Genomic DNA, 12,728 nt, shown 5'->3' with positions numbered 1-12,728 from the left:
AATTAATTGTGAGTAAGAAAAGTAAGTCCGGTGACTTTTGTTTTCAAGTACATTGTATAATGCAAATCTACACTTATTTTTGAATTGTGCAAAATTTATATTATTTTTGCCAAGAATTTAATATTCAATGCTACAGAGAATACAAACTATATGGACATTATTAGCAGTTTTAGCTGCTGTTTTCCTTTTTATAACAGGACAGGATGCTGTCATTTCAGACCGTATTCCGTTAGTTAATATCGGCTGTATAATACTTGTTATTACTGGAGCATTAAGTATTTTCAGTTTCAAAAACAGGAAAAGACAAATTTTGCTGAATACCATCAGCATCATTATAAACGCTTTGTTGATTGGTGTATTGGCGTACTGGTTACTAAATTTATCCGGAGGAATTCAGTTTCCTGAGAAGGGTATTGAGCCGGTTTTCCCATTGATCGCGGTGATATGTCTGCTTATTGCAAACATTTACATCCGTAAAGATGAGAGGCTCGTAAAATCTGTAGACAGACTTCGATAGCCTTACAACGATTTTTTGAGTGAGAACAGCTTCTTTTAAGGAGCTGTTTTTTATTTTTCTGATATTCTATATACACATCCAGTTCGTACAGATCAATTAATTTATGTAAATTCATTGCAACTTTTTAGTCCAATATGCGACAGATCATATAACTTTTAATTTTAATAAAAGACAATGAAAAAGCTAACGTATCTTACATTATCTCTATTTTCCATGGCCACCTTTGCACAGGCAGTTTCCAAAGACAGAGTAAAAACAGTGCTTTCCACTCTCGCATCAGATGAAATGAGAGGCCGTGAAATCGGCACTCAGGAAAATGAAAATGCAGCGAATTATATTGCTAAACTTTTTAAAGAAAATAATCTGGAATACTGTACCGGAACATCCTATCTGATTCCTTTTGACTATAATGGAAAAACAGCGTACAATGTCTGCGGGATCAAAAAGGGAAAAACAGATCAATACCTGGGGTTTTCAGGACATTTTGATCATATAGGGACCAGTGATAAAAGCGGAGACAATATTTATAACGGAGCGGATGATGATGCCAGCGGAATCACCACCCTTGTAGGCATTGCCGATTATTTTAAAAATAAGAAACCTGAATTCTCTATGGTTTTCATGGCATTTAATGGCGAGGAGAAGGGCATGTTGGGATCAAGGGCCATTTCAACAGATAAAAATTTAGATCCTATTTACAATAAGATGACAGCACTTTTCAACTTTGAAATGGTAGCTACAGAATCTCAGTGGGGGAAAAACGCATTATACATGACGGGTGACGGATTCTCTGATCTTGATGAACTGTTTAATAAAAACGCAGTCAATGGATTAAAAATCAATGCAGATCCTTATGCCAAACAACAGCTTTTCTACCGCTCAGACAATGTCAGCTTTGTAAAAAAGAAAATTATCGCCCATTCATTCTCTACGGTTGATATGACGAAAGCATCCCATTATCATCACGAAAATGATGATATCAACATTGTTGATTTTGATAATATGACACAGATTATCAATAATTTTGGAAAAACACTGGAGAAACTGAGTCCTAAAAATTTTGCTCCGAAGTATAACGACCAGGTAAAATTTTAATGGGATCATCATACAAAACCGCTTTTCAGCGGTTTTTATTATTAATCTCTCATCCTTCTTATCCCTGTCTTGACAGAATACTCAATGGTATCTGTCAAAAAAAAACAAAGCCCAATAGTACCGAATTGTAACAAAAAGACATTTTTTGGAACTTATCCATTAAAGTAAAACAAGATTAAGAACGTCTTATCTTTTAATTTTACGTAATTTTGCTATCCAATTTTTTCATTGAATGAACGAATACAAAAAAATCTTAAAGTTCGCGAAACCACATCAGAAATATATATACGGAAGTTTATTTTTCAATATCCTGTATTCTGTATTTCAGATTGCTTCCTTAGGGACCATCCTGCCCGTTTTGGGAATGCTCTTTGGCACTATAAAGCCTGAGAAGTATGAAAAAGCTCCGGTGTATTCTGGTGAGATTGTTGATTTTTTCTCTTATTTAAAAGAATATTCCAACTATTATGTACAGACGTTGGTAAGTGAACATGGTGCTCTTACCGTTCTTGCCTGGCTGTGTATAATTACTGCATTTATGTTCTTTTTAAGAAATGCATTCCGGTATTTCGGTTCTTTATTATTGATCAATTACCGCGTGGGCGTAACCAAAGACTTGCGTGGAGCGATGTATAGAAAAATACTTTCTCTTCCTGTTTCATTCTTTACGGAGAGCAGAAAGGGAGATATGATGTCCCGTATGTCTAATGACGTAGGAGAAGTAGAGGGAAATATTTTAGGAAGCTTAATTGAACTGATCAACGCCCCTTTTATGCTGATCAGCACCTTAGTCACTTTATTTTTCCTGAGCCCGGAAATGACTCTTTTCTCTTTACTGGTTCTTCCTGTAATGGGAACAATGATTGCACTGATCGGAAAAAGCCTTAAAAAAGATTCACATGAAGCACAAAGTGAGCTGGGAACCATTTTCTCCATTGTGGATGAAACATTGAAATCTTCAAAAGTCATTAAAATATTTAATGGTGAGAAAATCATGAATAACAGATTCATGCATTCTATGAACAAATGGATTTCAAGCTCTATTAATTTGGGTAAAAAGAAAGAACTGGCTTCTCCAATGAGCGAATTCTTAGGCTCTATTACCTTCCTGATCATTGCCTGGTATGGAGGAAAACAAATTATTGTTGAGCAAAGTATTTCTCCGGCAGACTTCCTTGTATTTTTAGGAATGTTCTTCCAGATTTTACCTCCTGCAAAAAGTTTATCTACTTCTATTTCTAACGTTCAAAAGGGAGAAGCTTCCCTGAAGAGAGTATTGGAAATCCTTGAAGCCGATGTAAAGATTGAAGAAATTGCAGAGCCTGTATCTATCACAACGCTTCAGAATAGTATTGAATTTAAAGATATTGGATTCTATTATGATAAAGCGAATCTTATTCTTAAAAACTTCAATTTAACCATTCCTAAGGGAAAAACGGTGGCTTTGGTAGGACAAAGCGGAAGTGGTAAAACAACCATTGCCAATCTTTTAGCAAGATTCTATGATGTTTCGGAAGGGGAAATCCTGATAGACGGTACAGACATCAAACATCTAAAATTACAGGAGTACCGACAGCTCCTGGGAATGGTAACACAGGAATCAGTATTATTCAATGATTCTGTTTATAATAATATCCTGATGGGTAAACCTGATGCTACCAAAGATGAAGTAATTGCAGCAGCTAAAATCGCCAATGCAGATTCTTTCATCTCCAATCTTTCCGAGGGATATGATACCAACATCGGGGATGACGGAAACAAGCTTTCCGGAGGTCAGAAACAGAGGGTTTCTATAGCAAGAGCCGTATTGAAAAACCCACCAATCATGATTCTGGATGAAGCCACGTCCGCGCTGGATACGGAATCTGAAAGATTTGTACAGGATGCTCTTGAAAAAATGATGGAGAACAGAACTTCTTTGGTCATTGCTCACCGTCTTTCAACCATTCAGAAAGCAGACTGGATTGTAGTAATGGAAAAAGGCGATATTGTAGAACAGGGAACCCACCATGACCTGATTGCAAAAAGAGGAATGTATCACAAGCTTGTCGAACTTCAAAATTTTGATTAATCCTTAACTGAATTAAAATGAACCCTATACAGGAGTATTTCTACAGAATCGAAGAGCCTGAAAGAAGTACTCTTTTATTTTTGCGTGATAAGATTCTGGCTTCAGATCCCGAGAATATTTCAGAAACATTCAGTTTTGGGCTTCCATTTATCAAATATAAAAAGAAAATGCTGTGCTATTTTTATTACAGCAAAAAATATAAGAAACACTATATCAGCTTTTACCATGGAGATAAGCTGGATTATCCTGAACTGATACAGGACGGCAGAAAGAAGTTCAAGATCCTTCTTATTGATATGGAAAAAGATCTTTCTGTAGAATTTATCATCAATCTGACAGAAGAAATTAAAAGATATATAAAATAAAAAACTCCGGTACGAATAATCGTACCGGAGCCTTCTTTAAAAACGTCATCATTGTGTGTTTATGCCGTTGAATTCTGCCTGTTGAATTGCCCAGGCGAGCATATTGGCAAAAAGTATTGAATTTTGAACCTGCATTGAGCCTGCAGTATATCCATTTCCTGCATATCCGTAGGCAGATTTCTGAACAGGTAAATATCCCCCCGAGCTTGGTGCTACAAACGGTTCAATAGTATTACTTGTATATTGATTTCCGTTGGCGTTTTCATTACTTAAGAATCCTCCGTCTCCAAACCAGATAAAGTTTAGATTAGTACTTCTTAATCCTGAAATCCCTGTTCTGCTCGTAGTACTGTTGATAGGCTGGGCAAAACTATAAGGAGTAAAACCGCTTGTCAATCCTGAAACATTTACTGTTGTAGAAGCATCTTCACCCCAGTTTTTTCCTCTTACATCTCCAAAAGGACCGTTAAGGACCGGATCATCAGAATTGCTAAGTGCATAGACAGAACCCGCTCCGGCTCCGTTGGCCGCTGAAATTGTAGGATCAGAAAAAATTCCCCTAAGTAAATTTTGTGAAGTAGTTACATCGTCTACAAAAGCAATTACAACTCCTTTTTTATTTAAGTAGGAAGCTATATTACCAGCATCCGTCGTATTAGGTGTATAGCTGTATCCAATTACAACAATATCCGGTTTATTATTAAGCGCTGTCTGAAGAGCAGCTGATGAAGGTGCATTGCCTAAAGATATATGGTTAAAGCCTTCAGATTTAATAATACTTGAAGCAGTAACTCCAAAGTTTGTCGGGGAATCCATAAGGCTTCGCGAAGGACCAGTATAAGCACTATAACCATAGACTGTTTCCAGTCCGATATGTAAAACTGTTTTTTTAGGAATGACAACAATTACATTGACAGAACAAGTTGTAGACACTCCTCCCTGACTATCAGAAGTAATTGTAATTGTTTTCACAGATGTAGAAGACGGAGTTCCCGATCCGTTTAAGGTAATATTCTGATTTCCCGTAGAGGTAAATGTTCCGGAGCCACTGAAAGAGATACCATCTACCGTATTCGTGGTAATGGTGTAACTACCCAATGCTGAGACATTGACAGGTAAAGTAATCGTATTGGAAGACGTAAGAGCCGTTCCCACTTTGTACACTCCGTTTACGGTTGCACTTCCACAACTCATGGTATACGTTCCTGAAGGGCTAAGAACAGTAACAGAGACCGCTGGAGTACATGTTACTTCGGTACCATTGGCATCAATTGCAATATTATCGGTCTGGATATTCTGAGGATTACCCTGGCCCGGGACCTGTACCGTTTGTGTTCCTGTATTAAGGAACACCCCGGTTCCGTAAAAATTATATCCGTTTGAAGTAGTCCCGGTAATTGTATAATTTCCAATCTTTGTTACATTAACCGCAATGCTCAGATAATTGGAATTGGTAAGATCTTTACCTTTCACATAGCTTCCCATTGCTTTGGAATTTGGGCAGTCTACCGTAAAAACAGATTTTCCCATCTGTCCGCAGACACTTTTCCATTCATTATCAGCAAGGCTCCAGTAATTAAGGCAGTCTTCTGTCGTATTGTAAACCGTCAACCCATCATCCTGAGATGTGTTGATTACAATTGCATTTCGCTGGGCCTCAGTTAAACGGGGAATAAATATTCCTTTGTTATTATTACCCGAAACGATATCCAATACAGAATTGGCATTGGGTGTTGTGGTATTAATTCCTACAGCACCATTGGTGCCTTGAGAATAGTATTTTCCAAAGGCAAAGATCAGCGTTATAAGCAGGGCTTTGATCGGAGGCATAGTAAATTTTGTGCTCATCATTGTATAAGTTGTATAAGTTATAATTGTTTAATACATAAGATTTAAATAAGTCATTTAATTGGGACAAAAATATCATCAACCTACAATTATCAAATCACCTCACAATACGCAATACTACTCACACGTAGTAAAACTCACAAACAGCTATAATTTTAAATAAACAAACCCACAAATAAAGAAATTCAGTTATTCCATCAAACCTTATTTAATTAAAAAAAACATACTTCAACTTAAACAGATTTCATATCCTTCATATTTTAAAAATAGCCTTCCACCGGGCAATTGTATTCCGGCTTATTTTAAAATGGCTGCTAAGCTGAAGATTGGTAAGTTTATTTTTCTGCTGATATCTGAGAATTTTCAAAACAGACTCTTTATCATAAGAACGCAGTTGTTGATTATTAATCCCGGTTGTATAGTCAGGTTCCCCAAAAATCAACTGATTAAATTTCAGAACGTCAATAGCAGAATACAGTGATTCAAGTTGATATCTGACGTGAGCATCTGTTAATTTTTCAGGAAATTTCTCCTCAAGAATGTCAGTATAAATCTGTTTGTAATCAGGCATCATTTTATATTTTTTTCATCCATTTATATAAGGTTGTCTTGGGAATCTTATATCGTTCAACCGCTTCACCGGCGGTCATTGTTCCCGTCTCTATCTTCTCAAGTATAAAATCCTTTATTTCCTTTGTATAGATATTCTTCCTGAAGATGATTGTATTTTCCTTATCCTTTCCCGCCTTTTGAATTCTTACAAGCGGTGGAGCATACAAAATCAAATGCCCTGTATAAAACCTGAAAAAATCAAATTTCAAAAGTTTACACCATTTCAACAGAACTTCAGTATCAATGCTTTTGGCATTATACATTTTTTCTATGTCATCTTCTGTTTTGTCTAAAAAGCGGCAGATTCTTTCTATGGGAAGCCCATATTCTTCCACTTTAGATCTGATCAGTGGTCCGATATGAATGTTCTTAATATTCATCACAACATTTTTATTTAAAAATATTGACAAGAAAAACAATAAAAACCATCAGACACTACTTAAGACTACGTATGAGTAATAAAAATCGGAATTCTGTTTAAATTTTAATAAGGTAACTATTGATATTGATCTCAGAAGGAATATTGAGTTTTTTTCGTATTCTGTATTTTTTGCTTTCTACTGCGCGAATGCTGTTATTGGTACATTGTGCGATCTTCTTCGTATCAAAATCAAGTTTCATTAAAGCACAGAAATATAATTCAGAATGGATCAGATTAGGGTTTATTTTTAGAATTTCCGGAATAAAATAAGGAAAAAACACTTGAAATTTTTCAAAAAAGACCGGAGAGTTAGTTTCTGCCAGATTCAGTATCTCCTGAATATTTTCTTCTGAAAGATGATTGATAAGCATCTGATGCTTCATCAGTTCTGTATTTGTTTTGACAAGATCTTTGATGGTAGAGTCTTTTACTTTTTTATCGGTTATCAAACCGTTAATAAGTTCATCTTTCTGTGTAATAAAGACAATATCCATCAGAAAAGAGGCAATAGAGAACAAAATATTCAATGATTTTATTATTTTAAAATCCTTTTTTTCTAAAAACCGGCTTTTAGGCAGGAAGTCAAAATCAAAGTACAGACATATAATAAAGTTAATACTGATCATTAAAGTAATAAAAAAAATAGAATAGGCATCTTTTTTATAGTTTAAAAAAAACGGGACAGCAAACAGAAGACAAAAATAAAAATACTCTACACCAGCATTTTTGTAAGTATAAATATTAAAGAAGTTGACTATAAACGTAAGTAAAACAAATATCCCGATAATGAAAGGTTTCAAAATTGTTTTAAATCGTTTTGTCTTTCCTTTTACAGCCATTAAAAACAACCAGAAAAAAGTAATAACCGTAAGAAATGTTGAGATCAGCTTATCTCCGAAAAAAGTAATAATAAAAATGGAATAAAATAGAAATATGAAAAATAACAAAAGCAGATACCGGTTAATAAGATTCAGATAGCTGCTTTCAAAACCATCATCCATTTTCTCTGCTTCATCGTTGATCACTTTAAAGAAAAACTTATAAATCATCCTGTTGTTTTTTTATGTTTTCACAAGCTCAAATTGGCATTTGCACTACTGAAAGCATAAATTTTCCAATGTTAATAGCTTTTAAACGACATAAAAACTGACCAAGCAAAACAGCTGTCTGTAATTTCAGTGATAAAAGAATATGATTCGTGTTTTTCCATTCTAATTTAGTAAAAATCTGATTAGTTTATTCAACAAACCTGATCAATATTAAAAAAATCAGCACTTAAAATCATATGTCATATTCAGTCATTTTCTGTATGGGTATAAAAGCGTTTATAACCTGTGTTTGTGTAGCTGCAAAATTATTGATCTGTACAAATAAGCTTTAATCCCTCAGTACTCAATATCACTCATGCGTAGTTAAACTCAACAAAATATACCCCCTATAAAGCAAAAAAGAGAGCCTTAATGACCCTCTTTTTGCGTTTATATTTAATAAGAATTTTAATTTTCCTTCAGTTTGGCAATTACATCCAAACCTCCTTTCGTGACATCTCCGATCTTACAGATAATCTCAGTATCCAAAGGCAGGAAAACATCCATTCTGGAGCCGAATTTGATAAACCCGAACTCGTGTCCTGCTTTTGCTTTATCACCTTCATTACAGTAGAATACTATCCTTCTGGCTACATATCCGGCAATCTGTCTGAAAACTACTTTATGGTTGGTGAAAGTTTGTACTGCTACTGTAGTTCTTTCATTTTCCGTAGAAGACTTTTCATGCCATGCCACCAGATATTTCCCCGGGTGATATTTCTTATAGATAACTTCTCCCGAAACCGGATATCTACAGATGTGAACATTCAATGGAGACATAAAAATAGAAACCTGAATTGCTTTCCCTTTTATAAATTCATCCTCTTCTACTTCTTTGATCATTACCACTTTTCCGTCCACCGGAGCGATCACATTTTCTCTGTGGTCAAGAATATTACGGTTTGGAACTCTGAAAAACCAGAAGACTAAACTGTAAATAACCAACAAAGGCATGATGATCAACAGTGACCATATTTTAAGGAAATAAATCGCTAAAGCGCTTACAATAATAAAAAGTATAGTCGCAACGGTAATCGTTCCTTTTGATTCTCTATGTAATTTCATGAGATTAAATAAATTTTTCTAAAATAAAGTACAAATATACGACAGGAACGCAGATAATAAAACTATCCAGCCTGTCTAAAACTCCTCCATGTCCCGGAATGATGTTTCCACTGTCTTTCACACCGAAATTTCTTTTCAATTGACTCTCTACCAAATCTCCTAATGGAGCAAAGGCTGCAACCAAAAATCCTACAATCATCCAGTTTCCTCTCAATTCAGGCTGATAATGTTCAATAAAATAAGATAAAATCAATGTTAAAACAACTCCTCCGGCATATCCTTCCCATGTTTTTTTGGGAGAAATTTTAGGAGCCATTTTATGTTTACCAAAAAACTTCCCTACCAGATAAGCAAAGGTATCACTACTCCAGATCAGAATAAACAGGAACAGAACCTCAAGAGAAAAATGGTCACTATAACTGGAGAACTTAGGTAAGCCTAATGCAAAACTGAACGGCAGAGCTACGTAAATAACGGTAAAAATAAGTTTTCCGCTGTCGAAATATAATTCGTTAGGATATTTGAATAAAGTCACCACAGCAATGCCAATCAGAGCCAGGGCTAATATTTCACTGAGTCTGAAATCAAAAAAGAAATCATGGTTAAAATATCTTTTGGAAAAAATATAAAATATAAAAATGACCAATGGGTATACCACCCATTTTTCGTACCCATTTCCAAATTTCATGATTTTGACACATTCCCATGTTCCGACGATCAGCAACAAGCTCATTAACCCATAATAAAGATATTGCTGTTTGATAAGTCCCGGGGCAATGCTGTTCAGCAGTTGTGCTCCAAGCGGAGTAGAACAAAGAATAATGATGGCTACATAAACGATACCTGATACGGTTCTTTGAATGAGATTTTTATCCAAAATTTAAAATTTAGAAGTGGTTGCTAATCTTCAAGCAGCAATAAAAACAGTTTTGTATTGGCGTTGGAAGAACTGTCCATTTTGGATTGGCTTCCGCTGATAGAAGTAAGGTTTTTGATATTTCCGTTTCTTTTTATTTTCCCCATAGCATCATTCAGGTTGTTTACAATCTGAGAAACATTGGCAATGATGATAATTTTATCGGGAAGCCTTGAGGAATGATAATGAAGAATATTGTTATGCGAAAGCATAATTCTTCCGTCATAGGCGATCAGGTATTCACAGGTGATGAATGCTGCATCATTTGACTGCTGCAGTTCTGAGGTATAAGAAGTTTTCACCACGTTCAAAAAGTTCTGAAGTTCTTTATCCCAGCAGAAGAGGTTGTGGATACCTTCTATTTTGATAATTTGATTTAAAGTTTGTAGAGCCTCCGCTTCATCTGCACAATAATTAAAAAATCCTCCCGAATGCGTAAATAATTGGGCAAACTTATAGTCGAGATCCGCATTTTTCAGCGAATCTCCAAGCTTCTCCAGGCTCTGTTTTTCATCTTCTTCAGGCTGGTTGGTAAGTTTGCTTACAATCCTCTTGAATAAATTCAACTTAATCTATTTTTAGTCAACTTTATACAAAAATAGAAAATAAATTACAATAGTGTCCAAAATATCTCTTTAAATATGAAAAAACCTGACAATTTCAAAGTTGTCAGGTTGTATTCATTCTATTTTTAAGAGCTTTAAAGCTGTGTTGGGCTTTCGGGAGCCTGTATTTCGCTTTCCTCTTCTTTTTCTTTGATCTGAGGAGCATCCTCTACTACCGGCTGATCTTTTACAGGAATAGTATTGGTTACCGGTTTCTCTGTCAATTCCGGATCCCATGCTCTTTTTCCGAATATTTCTTCTAAATCTTCACGGAAGATCACTTCTTTTTCTAATAATTTACTTGCTAAAGCGTCAAGCTTGTCTTTATTCTCAGCAAGAATTCTTACCGCTCTCTCGTATTGATTTTCAATGATTGACTTGATTTCTGCATCAATCTTTGTAGCAGTTTCTTCAGAATATGGCTTTCCGAAGTTATATTCAGACTGGCCTGAACTGTCATAGTAAGAAATATTACCGATATTCGGACTTAAACCATAGATGGTAACCATTGCCTGAGCTCTCTTGGTGACCGTTTCCAGATCAGAAAGCGCTCCTGTTGAAATATTATTGAAAATCACCTGCTCTGCCGCTCTACCTCCTAACGTTGCACACATTTCGTCCAGCATTTGCTCAGTAGTCGTAAGCTGTCTTTCTTCAGGAAGATACCATGCTGCTCCTAATGAACGTCCCCTTGGTACAATCGTCACTTTTAAAAGCGGTGATGCGTGCTCTACCAGCCAGGAAATAGTAGCATGTCCAGCCTCGTGGTAAGCCACTCTTCTTTTTTCAGAAGGTTTGATGGCTTTGTTTTTCTTCTCAAGACCTCCGATGATTCTGTCCACAGCATCAAGAAAATCCTGCTTTGTAACTGATGTATGGTTATTTCTTGCGGCGATAAGTGCTGCTTCATTACAAACGTTGGCAATATCTGCACCACTGAATCCAGGGGTCTGTTTTGCAAGGAATTCTCTGTCTACATTGTCATCAAGCTTAATCTTTTTCAAGTGAACGTCAAAGATCTGTCTTCTTTCATGAAGCTCCGGCAGGTCTACATAAATAGAACGGTCAAAACGTCCTGCTCTCATCAAAGCTTTATCAAGGATATCGGCTCTGTTGGTTGCAGCCATTACGATAACATTCGTATCGGTTCCGAAACCATCCATCTCTGTAAGAAGCTGGTTCAATGTATTTTCTCTTTCGTCGTTTCCGCCGGAGAAATTATTCTTTCCTCTTGCACGTCCGATAGCATCAATCTCATCGATAAAGATGATCGCCGGAGATTTTGCTTTGGCCTGGGCAAAAAGATCTCTCACTCTTGAAGCGCCTACCCCCACAAACATTTCAACAAAATCAGAACCCGACAGTGAGAAAAACGGAACTTTAGCTTCCCCTGCAACAGCTTTTGCCAATAAGGTTTTACCTGTTCCCGGAGGGCCTACCAAAAGGACTCCCTTAGGAATTTTACCTCCCAGTTTTGTATATTTCTCAGAGTTTTTAAGAAAATCCACAACTTCCTGAACCTCTTCTTTTGCTCCTTCAAGTCCTGCAACATCTTTGAATGTTACCTGAATCCTTTCTTTTTCGTCAAAAAGTTTCGCTTTAGATTTTCCAATAGAGAAGATTTGTCCGCCAGGGCCTCCTCCTCCACCCATCTTCCTGAAAAGAAGAAAGTAGAATAACCCTAGAATTGAAATCCAAACCAGTGCAGGAACTAAAATATCCATTAAGGCACTTTTACCTGTTCCGTAATCTTTAGTTGTTTTGATTGCCGGATTGGTCGCTTTGATCTGTTCAAATTTCTGAAGGAAAAGCTGAAGATCTCCGTATTTCACAGAAAAATCTGCTTTAGGAGTCATATCTAACGCCGAAAAAGGGTTGTTTTCCTTTCCTGTTTTGGAAACCATTGCTGATTTTGCCTCTTTTGTAAGGAAAACATCAGCTTTCTCTATGTCTTTGTATATAATTATATTCTGGACTTTCCCCGCCTGCATTTCTCTAAAGAAACCATCCTCATCAATAGATTTTGCACTATCACCTCCAAGGAAATTGGAGCCAAAAAATAGCAAAAGAGCTATGATTGCAATGGGAAAGAACCAGTTGAATCCTTTATTATTCATTTAAACTT

At 36.1% G+C, this 12,728-nt stretch carries 12 protein-coding genes; 4 read left to right on the top strand and 8 right to left on the bottom strand.

All coding sequences use genetic code 11. The annotated features are described in order from the left end of the window. Nucleotides 1-127: 127 nt before the first annotated feature. The 4 genes from AC3FI7_RS17735 (at nucleotide 128) to AC3FI7_RS17720 (ending at nucleotide 4,048) form a co-directional block, all read left to right on the top strand. On the top strand, nucleotides 128-517 hold the full coding sequence (locus tag AC3FI7_RS17735) for a DUF4293 family protein (protein WP_142726418.1): 390 nt from the start codon (nucleotides 128-130) through the stop codon (nucleotides 515-517). A 174-nt stretch (nucleotides 518-691) separates the two neighbouring features. Further along, nucleotides 692-1,612 (top strand): M28 family peptidase, encoded by a 921-nt coding sequence (locus AC3FI7_RS17730; protein WP_343660313.1) that lies wholly within the window; start codon nucleotides 692-694, stop codon nucleotides 1,610-1,612. A gap of 232 nt (nucleotides 1,613-1,844) precedes the next feature. Further along, nucleotides 1,845-3,683 (top strand): ABC transporter ATP-binding protein, encoded by a 1,839-nt coding sequence (locus tag AC3FI7_RS17725; protein WP_142726416.1) that lies wholly within the window; start codon nucleotides 1,845-1,847, stop codon nucleotides 3,681-3,683. Nucleotides 3,684-3,700: 17 nt separating this feature from the next. Next, on the top strand, nucleotides 3,701-4,048 hold the full coding sequence (locus AC3FI7_RS17720; protein WP_343660314.1) for a DUF1801 domain-containing protein: 348 nt from the start codon (nucleotides 3,701-3,703) through the stop codon (nucleotides 4,046-4,048). 48 nt (nucleotides 4,049-4,096) lie between these two features. Here the strand turns inward: AC3FI7_RS17720 and AC3FI7_RS17715 are convergent, their stop codons facing one another. The 8 genes from AC3FI7_RS17715 to ftsH all read right to left on the bottom strand — a co-directional run bounded on the left by AC3FI7_RS17715 (nucleotide 4,097) and on the right by ftsH (nucleotide 12,720). Beyond that, nucleotides 4,097-5,899 (bottom strand): phage tail-like protein, encoded by a 1,803-nt coding sequence (locus AC3FI7_RS17715; protein WP_491460619.1) that lies wholly within the window; start codon nucleotides 5,897-5,899, stop codon nucleotides 4,097-4,099. A 250-nt stretch (nucleotides 5,900-6,149) separates the two neighbouring features. After that, nucleotides 6,150-6,470: a helix-turn-helix domain-containing protein gene (locus AC3FI7_RS17710; RefSeq protein ID WP_142726413.1), complete on the bottom strand. Its 321-nt coding sequence runs from the start codon at nucleotides 6,468-6,470 to the stop codon at nucleotides 6,150-6,152. A gap of 1 nt (nucleotide 6,471) precedes the next feature. Next, on the bottom strand, nucleotides 6,472-6,888 hold the full coding sequence (locus AC3FI7_RS17705; RefSeq protein WP_142726412.1) for a transposase: 417 nt from the start codon (nucleotides 6,886-6,888) through the stop codon (nucleotides 6,472-6,474). Nucleotides 6,889-6,985: 97 nt separating this feature from the next. Then, a complete protein-coding gene (locus tag AC3FI7_RS17700; RefSeq protein WP_142726411.1) occupies nucleotides 6,986-7,978 on the bottom strand; it encodes a helix-turn-helix transcriptional regulator in 993 nt (330 codons plus the stop codon). A gap of 447 nt (nucleotides 7,979-8,425) precedes the next feature. Continuing rightward, nucleotides 8,426-9,082, bottom strand: a complete 657-nt coding sequence (locus AC3FI7_RS17695; RefSeq protein WP_343660318.1) for a phosphatidylserine decarboxylase family protein — start codon at nucleotides 9,080-9,082, stop codon at nucleotides 8,426-8,428. A gap of 4 nt (nucleotides 9,083-9,086) precedes the next feature. Beyond that, nucleotides 9,087-9,959: a phosphatidate cytidylyltransferase gene (locus AC3FI7_RS17690; protein WP_142726409.1), complete on the bottom strand. Its 873-nt coding sequence runs from the start codon at nucleotides 9,957-9,959 to the stop codon at nucleotides 9,087-9,089. 23 nt (nucleotides 9,960-9,982) lie between these two features. After that, the gene (locus tag AC3FI7_RS17685; RefSeq protein WP_291901531.1) at nucleotides 9,983-10,564 is read right to left on the bottom strand and encodes an LUD domain-containing protein; all 582 of its coding nucleotides are present in this window, start codon (nucleotides 10,562-10,564) and stop codon (nucleotides 9,983-9,985) included. Nucleotides 10,565-10,698: 134 nt separating this feature from the next. Further along, nucleotides 10,699-12,720 (bottom strand): ATP-dependent zinc metalloprotease FtsH, encoded by a 2,022-nt coding sequence (gene ftsH, locus AC3FI7_RS17680; protein ID WP_291901528.1) that lies wholly within the window; start codon nucleotides 12,718-12,720, stop codon nucleotides 10,699-10,701. Nucleotides 12,721-12,728: the final 8 nt, after the last annotated feature.

The organism is Chryseobacterium sp. TQ-BC-N36 (assembly GCF_058382295.1).
This window is presented reverse-complemented; position numbering and strand designations above follow the sequence as displayed.